General features: G+C 64.4%; 14 protein-coding genes. 8 read left to right on the forward strand and 6 right to left on the reverse strand.

Translation table 11 applies throughout. From position 1 onward, the window contains the following. Positions 1-34 precede the first annotated feature (34 nt). From ccsB to AB7F11_RS02255, 3 genes are all read right to left on the reverse strand, one after another. Positions 35-1,402 (reverse strand): c-type cytochrome biogenesis protein CcsB, encoded by a 1,368-nt coding sequence (gene ccsB / locus AB7F11_RS02245; protein ID WP_428288187.1) that lies wholly within the window; start codon positions 1,400-1,402, stop codon positions 35-37. After that, the gene (locus tag AB7F11_RS02250; protein ID WP_428288186.1) at positions 1,399-3,552 is read right to left on the reverse strand and encodes a cytochrome c biogenesis protein ResB; all 2,154 of its coding nucleotides are present in this window, start codon (positions 3,550-3,552) and stop codon (positions 1,399-1,401) included. Before AB7F11_RS02250 ends, ccsB begins: the two co-directional genes overlap by 4 nt. Before the next feature lie 181 nt (positions 3,553-3,733). After that, positions 3,734-4,348 (reverse strand): c-type cytochrome, encoded by a 615-nt coding sequence (locus tag AB7F11_RS02255; RefSeq protein ID WP_428288185.1) that lies wholly within the window; start codon positions 4,346-4,348, stop codon positions 3,734-3,736. A 103-nt stretch (positions 4,349-4,451) separates the two neighbouring features. On the opposite strand from AB7F11_RS02255, the gene yihA reads away from it, so the two are divergent. Further along, the gene (yihA, locus tag AB7F11_RS02260; protein WP_428299793.1) at positions 4,452-5,219 is read left to right on the forward strand and encodes a ribosome biogenesis GTP-binding protein YihA/YsxC; all 768 of its coding nucleotides are present in this window, start codon (positions 4,452-4,454) and stop codon (positions 5,217-5,219) included. Positions 5,220-5,246: 27 nt separating this feature from the next. Then, the gene (locus tag AB7F11_RS02265; RefSeq protein ID WP_428291132.1) at positions 5,247-6,176 is read left to right on the forward strand and encodes an alpha/beta fold hydrolase; all 930 of its coding nucleotides are present in this window, start codon (positions 5,247-5,249) and stop codon (positions 6,174-6,176) included. On the opposite strand, the gene AB7F11_RS02270 is transcribed toward AB7F11_RS02265, so the two are convergent. Both AB7F11_RS02270 and AB7F11_RS02275 read right to left on the reverse strand, forming a co-directional pair. Continuing rightward, positions 6,161-7,096, reverse strand: a complete 936-nt coding sequence (locus AB7F11_RS02270) for a lysophospholipid acyltransferase family protein (protein ID WP_428291131.1) — start codon at positions 7,094-7,096, stop codon at positions 6,161-6,163. The genes AB7F11_RS02265 and AB7F11_RS02270 overlap by 16 nt on opposite strands. Before the next feature lie 25 nt (positions 7,097-7,121). Further along, complete coding sequence (locus tag AB7F11_RS02275) at positions 7,122-7,976, reverse strand: lysophospholipid acyltransferase family protein (RefSeq protein WP_428291130.1); 855 nt, start codon at positions 7,974-7,976, stop codon at positions 7,122-7,124. Positions 7,977-8,099: 123 nt separating this feature from the next. Here AB7F11_RS02275 and metK point away from each other — a divergent pair, with 123 nt between their 5' ends. The 5 genes from metK (at position 8,100) to groL (ending at position 14,605) form a co-directional block, all read left to right on the forward strand. Then, positions 8,100-9,281, forward strand: a complete 1,182-nt coding sequence (gene metK, locus AB7F11_RS02280) for a methionine adenosyltransferase (RefSeq protein WP_428291129.1) — start codon at positions 8,100-8,102, stop codon at positions 9,279-9,281. 182 nt (positions 9,282-9,463) lie between these two features. Beyond that, a complete protein-coding gene (locus AB7F11_RS02285; protein ID WP_428291128.1) occupies positions 9,464-11,536 on the forward strand; it encodes a PAS domain-containing sensor histidine kinase in 2,073 nt (690 codons plus the stop codon). A 39-nt stretch (positions 11,537-11,575) separates the two neighbouring features. Next, complete coding sequence (locus AB7F11_RS02290; protein WP_428291127.1) at positions 11,576-12,370, forward strand: SDR family oxidoreductase; 795 nt, start codon at positions 11,576-11,578, stop codon at positions 12,368-12,370. Positions 12,371-12,616: 246 nt separating this feature from the next. Continuing rightward, on the forward strand, positions 12,617-12,907 hold the full coding sequence (locus tag AB7F11_RS02295; RefSeq protein WP_086122650.1) for a co-chaperone GroES: 291 nt from the start codon (positions 12,617-12,619) through the stop codon (positions 12,905-12,907). A gap of 48 nt (positions 12,908-12,955) precedes the next feature. Further along, entirely contained in the window at positions 12,956-14,605 is a 1,650-nt protein-coding gene (groL, locus tag AB7F11_RS02300; protein WP_428291126.1) for a chaperonin GroEL, read from the forward strand. A gap of 79 nt (positions 14,606-14,684) precedes the next feature. Here groL and tal read toward each other — a convergent pair whose 3' ends face one another. After that, complete coding sequence (tal, locus tag AB7F11_RS02305; RefSeq protein ID WP_428291125.1) at positions 14,685-15,626, reverse strand: transaldolase; 942 nt, start codon at positions 15,624-15,626, stop codon at positions 14,685-14,687. A 63-nt stretch (positions 15,627-15,689) separates the two neighbouring features. Here tal and AB7F11_RS02310 point away from each other — a divergent pair, with 63 nt between their 5' ends. After that, positions 15,690-16,538 carry a MurR/RpiR family transcriptional regulator gene (locus AB7F11_RS02310; protein WP_428291124.1) on the forward strand — a complete coding sequence of 283 codons (849 nt, stop codon included), beginning with the start codon at positions 15,690-15,692 and terminating at the stop codon, positions 16,536-16,538. The last annotated feature ends 11 nt before the right edge of the window (positions 16,539-16,549 follow it).

Raw genomic sequence — 16,549 nt, forward strand, 5'->3', positions numbered from 1 at the left:
GCCGCGATTCTTACAAAGTTCCGGCAGAACCGGTTCAGAGCTCGCCGTAGCTGTGCAGGCCCGAGAGGAACATGTTCACGCCGATGAAGGCAAACGTGGTGATGGCCAGGCCCACCAGCGCCCACCACGCCGCCACGGTACCGCGCAGGCCTTTCATGAGACGCATGTGCAGCCAGGCCGCGTAGTTCAGCCACACGATCAGGGCCCAGGTTTCCTTCGGATCCCAGCTCCAGTAGCCTCCCCAGGCTTCGGCGGCCCAGAGAGCGCCCAGCACGGTGGCGATGGTGAAGAACGCGAAGCCCACGGCGATCGCCTTGTACATCACGTCGTCGAGCACCTCGAAGCTGGGCAGCCGGTCCGCAATGCGGCGGCGCCCGAAGATGATGGTGCCCACGATCAGCGCAGAAACGCCAAAGTAGACAAACCAGTAGCTACCGCCGTTCTGCGCCGCCGTCTGACGAAACACAATGGGTTCGAAGCACAGCACCACGCCCAGCAGCCACAGGGGAGCGAGCTTGTACCAGCGGCTCTCGCTCGCGCTCTGCTTGATCAGGTAGGCAAAGGCCAGCATGGCCGCAATGGCAAAGGTGCCATAACCGATGAAATTGGCCGGCACGTGCAACTTCATCCACCAGCTTTGCAGGGCCGGTACCAGCGGCTGTATCTGATGCGCCTCGCGCACCACGGTGTACCAGAGCAGAAAGCCCACGGCGGCGCTGACCACCAGCATCGCAAAGGCGCCCATGCTGCGGGTCTGGTACTGGTCTTCGTAATACAGGTAGAAGGCGGTGGTCATCCAGCAGAACAGCACGAACACTTCATAGAGGTTGCTGACCGGGATGTGCCCGATGTCCGGTCCGATCTGATGGCTCTCGAACCAGCGCACCATGGTGCCCACCAGCGCCAGCGTCACGGCCACCCAGGCCAGGCGCGAGCCGAGCAGCTCGAAAGCGCCCCCTGCGCGCTGCACCATGCCGACCCAGTAGAACGCGGTGCTCATGAAAAACAGCACGCTCATCCACAGAATGGCCGACTGGCTGGAAATGAAGTACTTGAGCAGGAACACCTGGTCCGCGCGCGCCAGGTCGGCAGTGCCTGCGGGCGTCATATAGAGCCAGATCGCCAGCAGCGAGAGCGCCGCCACCACCACCGCCAGAGCGCGCAGCGGCCGCCAGAACCAGCCCAGCCAGACCATGGCCGGCACCGCGCCCACCAGTATGGCTTTCTCGTATCCATCCATGGCGGCGTTGTAGCGTGCGAAGGCCCAGGTGGCACCCAGCACCACCAGCGCAGCGAACAGCCAGTCCCAGACATTGCGCCGGGCGAAGTAGCCTGGCTGCAGGCCGTTGGTGCCCTGGCCCTTCTTGAGTTCGATCGTCTGTGAGGCGGTGGCGGTATTCATGGATGCACCTTGAGCAATTGGGTCTTCAGCAGGTCGAATTCGCGGTCGGCTTCCATCGTCTTGCGGTTCAACGAAAGGGCCATGGAGGCTTTTGAGCCCTGCTCACCAGCGGGCGAGAGCCACACCCAGAGGCGACGCTCGCGGACATAGAGCATGGCAAAAACTCCGAGGATGAGCAACAGGCAACCCAGGTAGACGATGTTCTGCCCAGGCGCGCGCGCGACCTGGAACACGCTGGCCTGCACGTGGGTGAAATCCTTGAGCTGAAAAGTCATGGGCGCTGGATAGAAGAAGGTGTCGCTCAGGCTGATCACCGCCTGCGCCATGAACTGCTGCGTGGCCTCGCTGCGTTCCAGCGGGGCGAGACCCGCACGCTCGCGGCTGACTTGCATCAATTCGAACAGCGTGCCATTGAGGATGCGCACCAGCACTTCGCTCGCGCGTTCGCGTTCGGCCGCAGGCACGTTGGCTTCCAGAAAGGCCGAGACCGCCTGCAAACCACCTCGGACGTCCTTGGGTGCCACACTGTTGGCTGGCATCGCAACGGCAGGCGCCTGCACCGTTTCCACACCAGCAAACAGATCTATCGCCCTTCTAGCCGAAGCGGCCAGCGCCTCGGCAAGCTCTGGCCTGCCACCCTCCACGGCCGAAACCGCGTAGCGGCGCACCGCTTCCTGTCGCATCTGCCCATCGTCCAGCGCGGCCCGCAACCGGACAAAGCCATCCATGGCGTCTTTTTCGTCGACCGGGATCCGGAGGTAGCGGAACGGTTCGGACGGGGTTTCGCGCAGACCCAGCAGGTACATGCGTGAACCGTCGATGTCCATCGGCAGCATGTAGTTGTGGTATTCCACCGCCTGACCTGCCGCGTCGCGCAGCTTGTACGTGATGCTCGGTCCCACGTTGCGCAGTGTCTTCTCGGTCACCGTCTTGTGGCCCGAACCCAGGCGGCTTTCGATCGAACTGCGCAGATCGACCTTGCGCACGTCGGTGCCCGCGCCGCCACCCGATCCAGCGAAATTCTCGACGTTGATCACACGCAAACCGGTGTACTCCAGCGTGAGCTGATCGGCGCCATTGCTCAATGCAGTGGAACTGCCGATGGTGCCTTCGATCTCGAAAGCCCGGGTCGGTCGGTTCAGCGGAACGGCCTGCAGTTTCACGCGCGAGCCTCCGTCGTCGAAGCTGGACTGGTAGATATTGATACCACGGTGGCTCGCCGGGTGGTTCACCTCGACACGCGCCTCCTTTTTCTCGCCGGTCTCGTTGTCCTGGATCACGATCTCGCTGGCAAACAGTTTGGGCATGCCCGTCTCGTAGTACTCCACGATGAACTTCTTGAGTTCGACCGTGAACGGCAAGTCCTGCAACAGAACGCCCGTGGGCTGAGCCAGGATGGCAGTACCTGCGGTGGTGCCCTCGGTCACGAGCAGATTGCCCCGGAACGTGGGGTTGTTGCTGGCCAACCGGTGCTGCGCGGGCACATCGGCAATGAGGCCACCACCGGTGAACGGCGTCTTGCCGTTGAACCACATCTGCGCACGCACCACCAGGTCGCCGTCGAGCAGGCCGCCAATGCACACCAGCACGATCGCGCTGTGCGCGGCCAGGTACCCGATCTTGTTGGCGGTGCCCGCCTTGGCAGCCACCATCCAGCCGGTGCCTTCCGGCGCCGGGCGCGACTGCAGCTTGACCTTCCAGCCCGACCCCAGCAGGGTCTGACCGATGCGGTTGGCGGCCGCTTCTGGTGTTTCCGCCAGCGAACCTTCGGCCCGGTGCGGGAACGCCTTGAGACTCTGCTCGCGGATGTTTTCCTTGTAAGCCCTGTAGTCGGCAAAGATCTTGGGCGTGTTGCGAGCGATGCACAGGCTGGTGCTGACCACCAGAAACGCCAGGATCAGCAGAAACCACCAGGCGCTGTAGACCGCGAACAGCTGAGCACTGGAAAACACGTCGGCCCAGAAGGGGCCGAACTGGTTCACGTAGTTGATGAAGGGCTCGTGCTGCTTGACCACTGTGCCGATCACCGAGGCGATGCAGATCACCGTGAGCAGCGAAATGGCGAACCGCATGGACGAAAGCAACTCCACCACCTCGCTCACAAAACGTGAGCCGGAACGGATTTGCAGGCCTTGGGTGGTGACGGTCATGAAGCGTGGGACGAGCGGGACAGAAAAAAGGCGGTTCCGGTGAACCCGGAACCGCCTTGATGTGATGTGATTTCTGGCTGACGGTTCAACGCCGGAGGCATCTGGCGCATTGTGCCGTTAAATATCAATGCCGCCTTATATCTCCAGCACGTTCCGGGGGCAAGCTGGTGCTGCCAGGGTGTCAGCGCAGGCCGGCGATGTAGTCCGACACCGCCTGAATTTCGCGGTCGTTCATCTTGGCGGCCACGCCGGTCATCTGGGCGTTGTTCTTGCGAGCACCACTGCGGAAGTGCTCCAGCTGGGTCTTGGTGTACTCGGCGTGCTGACCCGAGAGGCGGGGGTACTGCGACGGAATGCCAGCGCCGTTGGGGCTGTGGCAACCTGCGCAGGCGGCAATCTGGCGGTCGGCAATGCCGCCACGGTAGATGCGCTCGCCCAGCTTCACCAGGTCCTTGTCGGTGGCAGCGCCGCCCTTGGCCTTTTGATCGGCCAGCCAGTAGGCGATGTTGCGCATGTCGGCGTCAGACAGTGCGGATGCGAAGCCTTTCATGATGGCGTTGTCGCGCTTGCCCGACTTGTACTCCTGCAGTTGCTTGACGAGGTATTCGGGATGCTGCTGCGCCAGCTTGGGGTTGGCCGGCGTGGTGGAGTTGCCGTCTGCCGCATGGCAGGCCACGCAGACTTGACCGAAAGAAGCGGCTCCCTTGGCCAGGTCGGGCTTGACCGGCTGCGCCTGGGCGCTGAATGACAGGGCTGCGGCGGCAGCGGCACATAGAAGGGAGACAGGCAATTTCATGACGGGGCGGGCGTCGGCGGCGACGGGTTCTGGTTGAGGAAATTCGCGGGTTGTCTGGACAAAGCCAATCAATTTTACAATGTCCCACCGGGAAAACCCCCAAATGACCCAACACCCCACTCCAGCCCAACCGACCGCTCCATCCACCGAGCACGCCCAGGACCCCAAGCTCCGCCCCCCAAAAGCTGGAATCTGCCCCGACCCCAAGATTGCCCACGGCTGGCTGCACACCGCCCGCTTCCTCACCACAGCCCCACAGCTCGAACACCTGCCACCGCTCACGGTACCGGAAGTGGCCTTCGTGGGCCGGTCCAACGCTGGCAAGTCCACCTGCATCAACACCCTGACGCAGCAAAAACGCCTGGCATTCGCCTCCAAAACGCCCGGGCGCACGCAGAGCATCAACCTGTTCTCGCTTGGCAAACAGGGCATCACCGACGCGGTTCTGGCGGACCTGCCCGGCTACGGCTATGCCGCCGTCCCGCGCGAAGCCAAGCTGCGGTGGCAGCGCGTGATGGGCAACTACCTGCTCACGCGGGAAAACCTGAGGGGCGTGGTGCTGCTCATCGACCCGCGCCTGGGCCTCACCGAGCTCGACGAGATCCTGCTTGAGGTGATCCGGCCTCGAGTGGAAGAAGGACTGAAGTTCCTGGTGCTGCTCACCAAGGCTGACAAGCTCAACCACGCCGAGGCCCAGAAGGCGCTGTCGATTGCGCGACTGCAGTCTGGCGGCGGCGAAGCCAGACTCTTCTCGGCCCTGAAGAAAAAAGGGCTGGACGAGGTGGCGCAGATGCTCTGGCGCTGGACCCACGAGGCTGGCGCGCCCGCCGCCACCCCTGTTCCCCAAGACGAGCCGCCCGCGCTGGACTGAGCCCTGCGGGCCCACCAGAGTGCCCGCATGATCCAGACCTTCGACCTGCCTCTGCCCCACGGCATCACGCTGAGTTGCCGCGCTTCGGGTGAGCCCGGCCGCCCCATCCTGCTTTTCCTTCACGGCTTTCCGGAAGCCGCGTTTGTATGGGATGGTCTGCTCGACCATTTCGCCCAAACCGCACAGGGGGGCTACCGTTGTGTGGCGCCCAATTTGCGTGGCTTCGAACGATCCAGTGCGCCCGCCGAGGTGGCCGCCTACCGAGTCAAACCGTTGCTGCAGGATCTTCGCGCGTTGATCGACGCCATCACGCAGGACAGCCCCAGCCCCGGACAACTGGCCTGCCTGGTGGCTCACGACTGGGGTGGTGCGTTGGCGTGGGCTCTGGCCGCACAACATCCAGGGCTTCTGCGCCGGTTGGCCATCCTCAATGCACCGCACCCCGCCACCTTTGCGCGCGAACTGACCCGCTCACCGGCCCAGCAGGCCAGCAGCGCGTACATGAATTTCCTGGCTCGCCCCGACGCAGCAGAACTGCTGGCCGAAAACGACTTTGCCCGCCTGTGGCCCTTCTTCACGCAGATGGCCGCCGACAGCGGGCCCGCAGCGTGGCTGGACGCCGCCACCCGCGACCGCTACCGAGCCGTCTGGCGCCGGGGCCTGCAGGGTGGTTGCGCCTACTACGCCGCCTCGCCCTTGCGTCCACCCACCGCACAAGACGCGGGCGCCGCTGCGGTACAGATTCCGCATGACAAGGTCGTGGTGAAGGTCCCGACACTGGTGATCTGGGGACTGGGTGACATCGCCCTGCCCGTGGCGCTGCTCGACGGCCTGGGGGACTTCGTGCACGACCTGCGCATCGAAACCCTGCCCGAGGCCACTCACTGGCTCGTGCACGAGCAACCTCAGCCAGTGGCCGCCCTGCTGGGCGACTTCCTTGCTCAGTCTCCGCCGTAAAGCGAGGGCTCTCCAGGCGGACGGGTCTTGAATCGCTTGTGCACCCAGTAGTACTGCTCGGGCATCCGCGCAATCATGCCTTCCAGGCGGCGGTTCATCTGCGCGGTGTCTTCCGCGGCATCGGGTCCGGGGTAGCCTGGCCAGGCCGGCATCACCTCGACCTCGTAGCCGCGCCGAGTCAACCGGGTCACCACCGGCACCACCTTGGCGCCACCGAGCCGGGCCAGGCGAGGCAAGGTAGGCACCGTGGCCGTGGGCACGCCGAAGAACGGAACGAAGATCGACTCCTCCGGCCCGAGGTCCATGTCAGGCAGCAGGTACAGCGCCTCCCCCGAGCGCAGCGACTGCACCACGGTCCGCAGCCCCTGCTGCTTCTCGATCAGCCGCACCGTACCGAAGCGCAGGCGCCCGGTGCGGATCCACTGATCCACATCCTCGTTGATCTGCGACAGGTAGATGCACGCATACGGGCGAGGCTCCAGCAGGGCCAGCGCCGTCCCGCCTGCGTCCATGCCCACGAAATGGGGCGCCAGCATGAGCACCGGCTGGTCGCCATGCAGCTCGTGCGTGGCGCCAACGACCTTCAGGCGCGCACGCACCGTGGCCTCATGGCCCTCCCAGAGCCAGCTGCGGTCGAGCCAGGCCTGCGCAAAAAGCACGAAGTGGCGCCGCACAGCCTGATGGCGTTCGATGGTGCTGTCCTGCGGAAAACACAGCGCCCAGTTGGTGCGCGCGATGCGCCTGCGGCGGGAAGCAACCGCGTGCAGCACCTGACCCATGAGCCAGCCCAGCCCCCGAACCCAGCTCAGGGGCAAACGGGCCAGCAGGCGCATGAAACCCACCCCCAGGCGATTGCCCCAGCGCTCGCTGAACGACGCCTCGGGCTGGTCGGGGGTTACTTTCGGTTCGGGTGGTGGCATTTCGAAATGGGAGGAAGGAGCGGTTTCAACGCTGCGCCGCAGCCGGCTGCTTGTAGCGGTCGTAGGACCACAGGTATTGCTCCGGGCATTCTCGCACCAGCATTTCCATCGCCTGGTTGATCTGAGTCGCGGCCTGCCGGGCATCTTCAGACAGCGCTCCGACATCCGCGTGCTCGAAAGTGCGCACGTGGATGAGGTAGCCCCTTCCCCAACTCAGGCGCTCGCTCCAGATCAGCAAAACCTGCGCGCGCGCCGCATGCACCAGCCGCGCCGACAGGGTCATGGTGTAGGCATCGCGCCCGAAGAAGGGCGCCCATACGCCCTGCCCGCCCGGCGGCACCTGGTCGGGCAAGAGCCCCACCGCCTGGCCCGACTTGAGCGCCTTGATGAGTTGCCTGACCCCTGCGAGCGTGGTGGGCGCGGTAAAAAGGCCCGGCCGCTCCCGTGCGCCAGACATGATGTTGCGCAGCCAGGGCTGGCGGGCAGGTCGAAACAGCACGGTGGTGGGTTGGCGCTCGCCAAACCGTTGCGCATAGGCCTGGGCCGCGACCTCGAAGCAGCCGAGGTGGGGCGTGAGAAAAAGCACCCCCCTTCCATTTTTGAGAGCGGCCTCGATGTGCTCGACGCCCTCCCAGTTCACCCGCACGGGACGTCCCAGCCACAGGCGCGGCAGCTCGGCCACGAGCTTGCCCGACTCCCCCACCGAAGCCCGCGCCACGCCCCGGGAAAAGCCCGCCTGGCGGGCGTGCGCAAAGAGCCGGCGGCGGTAGCGGCTGGACAGCCCGAAACTCAGCCAGCCGAGCACCCAGCCCCAGGCGTGCAGCACCGGCAACGGCAGCCAACTGGCGAATCGGAACAGGAAGCGGATCAGCACGGCCATGATCTAGAATGCGCGCATCGCCGAGTTATTGAACTAATTGCGGGGCGATTCATAAATTCCGCTAAAGCGTTCGCCGAACTCTGACAGACCGGCAACGCCGATCAACCACTCTGGAGTTTATACATGGCGAACGACTTCCTCTTCACATCCGAATCCGTCTCCGAAGGCCACCCCGACAAGGTGGCCGATCAGATCTCCGACGCCATTCTGGATGCCATCTTCACCCAGGACCCGCGCAGCCGCGTGGCCGCTGAAACGCTGTGCAACACCGGCCTGGTGGTGCTGGCGGGTGAAATCACCACCAACGCACACGTCGACTACATCCAGGTCGCACGCGATACCTTGAAGCGCATTGGCTACGACAACACCGAGTACGGCATCGACTACAAGGGCTGCGCGGTGCTGGTGGCCTACGACAAGCAGAGCAACGACATCGCCCAGGGCGTGGACCACGCGTCCGACGACCACCTGAACACCGGCGCCGGCGACCAGGGCCTGATGTTCGGCTACGCCTGCGACGAGACGCCCGAACTGATGCCCGCGCCGATCTACTACGCGCACCGCCTGGTCGAGCGCCAGGCCCAGTTGCGCAAGGACGGGCGCCTGCCCTTCCTGCGCCCCGATGCCAAGAGCCAGGTGACCATGCGCTACGTGGACGGCAAGCCGCACAGCATCGACACTGTGGTGCTCTCCACCCAGCACAGCCCCGACCAGAGCGAGACCTCCACCAAGATGAAGGCGTCGTTCAACGAAGCCATCATTGAAGAGATCATCAAGCCGGTGCTGCCCAAAGAGTGGCTCAAGGACACCAAGTACCTCATCAACCCGACGGGGCGCTTCGTGATCGGTGGCCCGCAGGGCGACTGCGGCCTGACCGGCCGCAAGATCATCGTGGACACCTACGGTGGCGCATGCCCGCACGGCGGTGGTGCCTTCAGCGGTAAAGACCCTTCCAAGGTTGACCGTTCGGCCGCCTACGCCGCGCGCTACGTGGCCAAGAACATCGTGTCCGCCGGCCTGGCACGCCAGTGCCAGATTCAGGTGGCCTACGCCATCGGCGTCGCCCGGCCCATGAACGTGACGGTCTACACCGAAGGCACCGGCGCGATCCCCGACGACCAGATCGCCGCCCTGGTCAATGAGCATTTCGACCTGCGCCCCAAGGGCATCATCCAGATGCTGGATCTGCTGCGCCCGATCTATTCCAAGACTGCCGCCTACGGCCATTTCGGCCGGGAAGAGCCGGAATTCACCTGGGAGCGCACCGACCGGGCCGCCGCCCTGCGCAAAGCAGCCGGCCTGTAAGCAAACACAGTTCCTGATTGCAAAGCCCCGTGGCGCAAGCCTCGGGGCTTTTTCTTTGGCGGCGCCAGTGCGCCGCCTTCACCGTCAGTCGTAACAATTTGAATTTTTCCACCCTGGTTCCGATATGGGAGTACAAGCCATTTTTTTTCGGCCTGCCCTGCAACGATCTGGAGCCTTTGAACATGGACACCTCTATCTGCCCTGACGGGATGGACGCCTCTGCGCCGGATTGCGAACGGATGCTGAGGGAACGCACGCAAGAACTCGAAACCGCCCTGCTTTGCGCACGCTCACTGTGCGATCAGGCGCCTTGCGGCCTGCTGTCCTTCGATGTGGAGCAAAACTGCACTCACCTGAACCAGACCTTGCTGGGATGGCTGGGCCACGACCGTCGGGACACCAGCGTGCCCAAAAGCCTGCGCGAACTGGTGGCCCCCCGCTGGCGCGAACAGGCCTCGGCCCATGTGGAGACGCTGCGCCTGAGCGGCCAGGCCGACCCGGTGGAGATCGAACTGGTGCGCAAGGATGGCAGCCTGTTCAAGGCCCGCCTGGCGTCCACGCCAGTGTTCGATGCGGAGGGCAATTTCCTGCTGGGCAACAGCACGGTCACCGAGACGACTGGCGAATCTGCTCCGGCTCATCCCACAGCCAACGAAAGCCTGCTGCGCAGCATCACCGACCGAATTCCCGCCCGACTGGCCTACTACGACAAAGACCTGATCTGCCGCTTCGCCAACAACGCCCACGCAGAACGCTACGGCAAGACGCCGGCGGACATGGTGGGCTCGCACCTGAGCCAGGTGGTGCGCCCTGACATCCTGCCCGACATCCTTCCTCGCGTTGCGCAAGCATTGAGTGGCCAGACACAGACCTTCGAGGCGGAGCGCGTATCGGCCGACGGTTCGCGCAACTACTTCGACGTCCACTACATCCCCGATTTCCAGAACGGTCAGGTCGAGGGCATCTTCATCGAGCTGCATGACATCACCGAGCGCCGCCGCACCGAGGAATTCGTGCTGCACGCCAACCAGGACCTGGAAGAGCGCGTGCGCGAACGCTCGGCCAAACTGTTCGCGAGCGAACAACGCTACCGCCTGATGGTCGATGCCATTCAGGACTACTGCGTCTACTTCGTCGACGAGAACGGCATCGTCACCGAATGGAGCGAAAGCGCCCAGCGCCTGCACGGCCACAGTCATTCGCAGATGGTCGGCCGCTCGTACGAGGACCTGCTCAGCGCCGACAACGCCGGCGAGGACGAGGTCGACGCCGGCCAGGTGCTGCGCCTGGCCAAGGCCCACGGTCAATGGGAAACGCGGGGCTGGCGCCTGCGCGAAGACGGCTCGCGCTTCTGGGCGCACACCGTGCTCACGGCACTTCGCAACGAAACCGGCGAACTGCAGGGTCTCTCCAGCATCACACGGGACATGACGGCGGCCAAGAGCCTGGAGGACGTGATGAACGACCTCAATCGCGAGCTCGAAAAACGCGTGGCCGAGCGCACGCAGCAACTGGTGGCGGCCAACAAGGACCTGGACGTGTTCTCGCACATGGTGTCGCACGATCTGCGCGCGCCGTTGCGCCACATCGCCAGCTTCGTCAGCCTGTTGCAAGAGCAGATGGGCGATTCGGCCGACACGCTGGCGCTGCAATACCAGAACTCGATCGCCAAGGCCTCCCGGCGCATGAGCCTGATGATCGAGGGCCTGCTGGAATACGCGCGACTGGGCCGCGTGGCCATCGAGTCGCAACCGGTGCCACTGGCACCGCTGCTAGAAGGCGTGATCGCACACCTCAGGCAGGAGAACCCGCAACGCCGCATCGAGTGGGTGATCGACACCGACCTCCCCGTCGTGCGTGGCGACGCCATGCTGCTGGCCCAGGCCTGGGGCAACCTGCTGGGCAACTCGGTGAAGTACACACGCCCGCGCGATGCGGCCCGAATTGAAGTGGGCTGGAGAGTCAACCCCGTGGGTGGGCGTACGTTCTATGTCACCGACAACGGCGTGGGCTTCGACCTGGAGAAGGCCCACAACCTGTTCGTCATGTTCCAGCGCCAGCACCATTCGATGGACTTCGAGGGCACGGGCACCGGGCTGGCGCTGTCGCAGCGCATCATCGAACGCCACGGCGGGCGCATCTGGGCCGAAACGTCGCCTGGCGAAGGCTGCACCTTCTACTTCACGCTGCCGTTCGATGGCATGGAGCCGGAGATGGCCTTTCCAGAGTCGTCCATGGCCGAACTCTCGGTCTGAGACACCGGCCGGGCCCTGCACGGGGAAGATAATCGCGCGGTGAACTCCACCGCACACCCATCGGGTCTTTTTTCCCTGCGGGGCCGGGTTGCCCTGGTCACCGGTGCAGGCCGTGGCCTCGGTTGGGCCATGGCCGCCGCCTTGGCCGAGCATGGCGCCACGGTGTGGCTCAACGGCCGCGATGCGGCAAGCCTGCACGACCCGGTTGCGCGGGCCGACGCACTTGGCAAAAAAGCCGGAGGGGCGGCGCACGCACTTCCCTTCGATGTGTGCGACGAGGCCGCTGCCAGCGCAGCCGTCGCACGGGTGCTGGCAACGAGCGGGCGGCTGGACATCCTCATCAACAACGTGGGCCAACGGCGCCGCCAGGCCCTGGACGACTTGCCAGCTCAGGCGTTGCGCAACCTGCTGGAAAGCAATCTGGTGTCGGCCTGGCACCTCAGCCGGGAAGTGGCTCGACCGATGCGCGTCCAGGGCCACGGCCGCATCATCAACGTCACCTCCATTGCCGGGCCGATCGCGCGGGCGGGGGACGCCGCCTACACCACCGGCAAGGGGGCGCTCGAAGCCCTCACCCGTGCCCTGGCGGCCGAGCTGGGGCCGCAGGGCATCAACGTGAACGCCATCGCCCCAGGCTATTTCGCCACCGACACCAACGCCGCCATGGTCAATGACGCCAACACCGCCGAGTGGCTGCGCCAGCGGAGCTCACTGGGTCGCTGGGGTCAGCCAGGGGAGATCGCGGGCGCAGCGGTGTTCCTGGCCTCGCCCGCGGCCAGCTACGTCACTGGCCAGGTGCTGGTGGTCGATGGCGGCTACCTGGCTCATTTCTAGGCCCTGCGCTGCGCGCATTCCCCGACCGCGTTCGCCCCGCGCCCTCTGCACGCTTGCCGCGGCCCCCACAACGGAAGAAAAATACCGCCCCGCCTTGAAAACCCGCTTCCGCGCCCTTATCATTAGCACTCGCTGAGGTTGAGTGCTAACACCCGGCTTCAAGTCGAGCGGCGGCTTCCGCCCACCCTGTTCAGGGGGCAACGCCGTTCTGAACAAACCCCTTCCGTTCCATATCCAGGAGATGCAATGAACCTTCGTCCTCTCGCCGATCGCGTGATCGTCAAGCGCATTGACAGCGAAACCAAGACCGCCTCCGGCATCGTCATTCCCGACGCAGCCGCCGAGAAGCCCGACCAGGGCGAGATCCTGGCCGTCGGTCCCGGCAAGAAAAACGACAAAGGCGAACTGTCCGCCATGAACGTCAAGGTCGGCGACCGCGTTCTTTTCGGCAAGTACAGCGGCCAGACCGTCAAGGTCGATGGCAACGAACTGCTGGTCATGAAGGAAGACGACCTGTTCGCGGTCGTCGTGAAGTAATCCTTCGCTTTCCTCCCCACCCCATTTACTGAATCCGGAGAAATCAACATGGCAGCAAAAGACGTCATTTTCGGCGGCGAAGCCCGCGCACGCATGGTCGAGGGTGTGAACATCCTGGCCAACGCGGTCAAGGTCACCCTGGGCCCCAAGGGTCGCAACGTGGTTCTCGAGCGCTCGTTCGGCGCCCCCACCGTGACCAAGGACGGTGTGTCCGTGGCCAAGGAAATCGAACTCAAGGACAAGCTCCAGAACATGGGCGCCCAGATGGTCAAGGAAGTGGCTTCCAAGACCTCCGACAACGCCGGTGACGGCACCACCACCGCCACCGTGCTGGCCCAGGCCATCGTGCGCGAAGGCATGAAATACGTGGCCGCCGGCATGAACCCGATGGATCTCAAGCGCGGTATCGACAAGGCCGTGGAAGCCCTGATCTCCGAGCTGAAGAAGGCCTCCAAGGCCACCACCACGAGCAAGGAAATCGCCCAGGTCGGCTCCATCTCCGCCAACAGCGACTCCAGCATCGGCGACATCATCGCCAGCGCCATGGACAAGGTCGGCAAGGAAGGCGTGATCACCGTGGAAGACGGCAAGTCGCTGCAGAACGAGCTCGACGTCGTCGAAGGCATGCAGTTCGACCGTGGCTACCTCTCGCCCTACTTCATCAACAACCCCGAGAAGCAGTCCGCCCTGCTGGACAACCCCTTCGTGCTGCTGTACGACAAGAAGGTCTCCAACATCCGCGACCTGCTGCCCACGCTGGAGCAAGTGGCCAAGGCCGGCCGTCCGCTGCTGATCATTGCCGAAGACGTCGAAGGCGAAGCCCTGGCGACCCTGGTGGTCAACACCATTCGCGGCATCCTGAAGGTTGTGGCCGTGAAGGCACCGGGCTTCGGCGACCGCCGCAAGGCCATGCTGGAAGACATCGCCATCCTGACCGGCGGCAAGGTGATTGCCGAGGAAGTCGGCATGACGCTGGAAAAAGTGACCCTGGCCGACCTGGGCCAGGCCAAGCGCATCGAAGTGGGCAAGGAAAACACCACCATCATCGACGGCGCTGGCGCTGCAGGTGACATCGAAGCCCGAGTGAAGCAAGTGCGCGTGCAGATCGAGGAAGCCACCAGCGATTACGACCGCGAAAAGCTGCAAGAGCGCGTGGCCAAGCTGGCCGGCGGTGTGGCCGTGATCAAGGTCGGCGCTGCCACCGAAGTCGAGATGAAGGAAAAGAAGGCCCGCGTGGAAGACGCCCTGCACGCCACCCGCGCTGCGGTGGAAGAAGGCATCGTGGCCGGTGGTGGCGTGGCCCTGCTGCGCGCCCGTCAGGCGGCTGGCACCATCAAGGGTGACAACGCCGACCAGGACGCCGGCATCAAACTGGTGCTCAAGGCCGTGGAAGCGCCCCTGCGCGAAATCGTGGCCAACGCCGGTGGCGAACCCAGCGTGGTGGTCAACGCCATCCTGGCTGGCAAGGGCAACTACGGCTTCAACGCCGCCAACGACACCTATGGCGACATGATCGAGATGGGTATCCTGGACCCGACCAAGGTGACCCGCACCGCGCTGCAGAACGCGGCCTCCGTCGCTTCGCTGATGCTGACGACCGAGTGCATGGTCGCCGAGTCCCCGAAGGACGAAGCTCCTGCTGGCGGCATGGGCGGCGGCATGGGCGGCATGGGTGATATGGGCGGCATGGGCATGTAATTGCCCCCAGCCTCCCCAAGGCAAAAAGCCCCGCAAGCAATTGCGGGGCTTTTTTCGTTCGTCCGAGGCGCGCCGATGTCTACTTCATCATGCCCTCGAGCTTGAAGGTGTCTGCCACAAAGGCCCGGATGCCTTCGGACAACTTCTCGGTGGCCATCGCGTCTTCATTGAGCGCAAAGCGAAAACTCGCTTCATCGTGCGTCACGAACGGAATGTCCAGCTTTCTGGCGGCTTCTGCGTCCAGCGCCCGGCTCAACGGTGCCTCGCTGCCAGCGAGCTGGGCCAGCAGGTCGGGGCTGATGGTGAGCAGGTCGCATCCCGCCAGCGCGGTGATCTGACCGACGTTGCGGAAGCTCGCGCCCATCACCTCGGTGGCGATGCCGTGCTTTTTGTAGAACTCGTAGATGCTGCGCACCGACCGCACGCCGGGATCGTTGGCTCCGGCCATGGCGGCTTCGTCCCATTGGGCGCCTGCGCTCTTCTTGTACCAGTCGTAGATGCGGCCCACGAAGGGCGAGATGAGCTGAACCTTGGCTTGGCCGCAGGCCACGGCCTGGGCAAACGAGAACAGCAGCGTGAGGTTGGTGTGGATGCCTTCGCGCTCGAGCCGCGCGGCCGCCTGGATGCCCTCCCAGGTGGAGGCGATCTTGATCAGCACCCGATCCACATGCACGCCTTCGCCCTGGTAGAGGTCAATGATGCGGCGCGCCCGCGTCACTGTGGCTTCGGTGTCGAAACTCAGGCGGGCGTCGACTTCGGTGGAGACGCGGCCAGGAATCAGGCCCAGGATCTCGCAGCCGAAGCGCACCAGCAGACGGTTCATCACCTCATCGAGCCCCTGCCCGCCGAACCGGGTCACGGCATCTTTGAGCAGGTGTGCGTACTCCGCCTTCTGAACCGCCTTGAGGATCAGGGAAGGGTTGGTGGTCGCGTCCTGGGGCGTGTAGGCGGCCATCTGCTTGAAATCGCCGGTGTCGGCCACCACGGTGGTGAATTGTTTGAGGGCATCGAGCTGGTTCATGCGCGGATTATCGGCCAATCCCCGTAATAAAATTTCACTCTCCTTCGCCACCTGGTTCCCAACATGCTCGACCGGATCAAAGCCTCCCTGCCCTCCCTGGCGCCTGCCGAGCAACGCGTGGCCAAACTGGTGCTGCTTGACCCACGAACCTTCGCCAGCCTGCCAGTGACCGAACTCGCCGAGCGCGCCCACGTGAGCAAACCCACCGTGGTGCGTTTTTGCCGCAGCATGGGCTACGACGGTCTCTCGGATTTCAAGCTCAAGCTGGCCGGCACAGTGAGCGAAGGCGTGCCTTTCATCCACCGCAGCGTGGACGCGGACGACAAGACCAGCGACGTGCTGGTCAAGGTGATCGACAACACGGTGGCGGCCTTCCTGAAATACCGCAACGACGCGTCGAGCCACGCGATCGAGAAAGCGGTGGACGCGCTGGTGGCCACCTACAGGAACCGCGGGCGCATCGAGTTTTACGGCGCGGGCAACTCCGGCATCGTGGCGCAGGACGCACAGCACAAGTTCTTTCGCCTGGGCATCAATGCCATTGCCTACAGCGATGGCCACATGCAGGTGATGAGCGCCTCGCTGCTCGGCCCCGGCGACTGCGTGGTGATCATCTCCAACTCGGGCCGCACGCGCGACCTGATGGACGCGGCCGATATCGCTCGCAAGCACGGCGCGACGGTGATCGTGATCACCACCAGTGGCTCACCGCTGGCACAGAGCGGGCACATTCACCTCTCGGCCGACCATCCTGAAGGCTACGACCGCTACAGCCCCATGACATCGCGCCTGATGCACCTGATGGTGATCGACGTGGTGGCTACCTGCCTGGCGCTGCGCATCGGAGGAACGAAACTCCAGCCACTGCTCAAGGAGATGAAGAACAACCTGAAGAGCAAGAGATACGCTTGACCGTGCGCGCT

The sequence above is a fragment of the Hydrogenophaga sp. genome (assembly GCF_050250835.1).
Taxonomy (GTDB): Bacteria; Pseudomonadota; Gammaproteobacteria; order Burkholderiales; family Burkholderiaceae_C; genus Hydrogenophaga.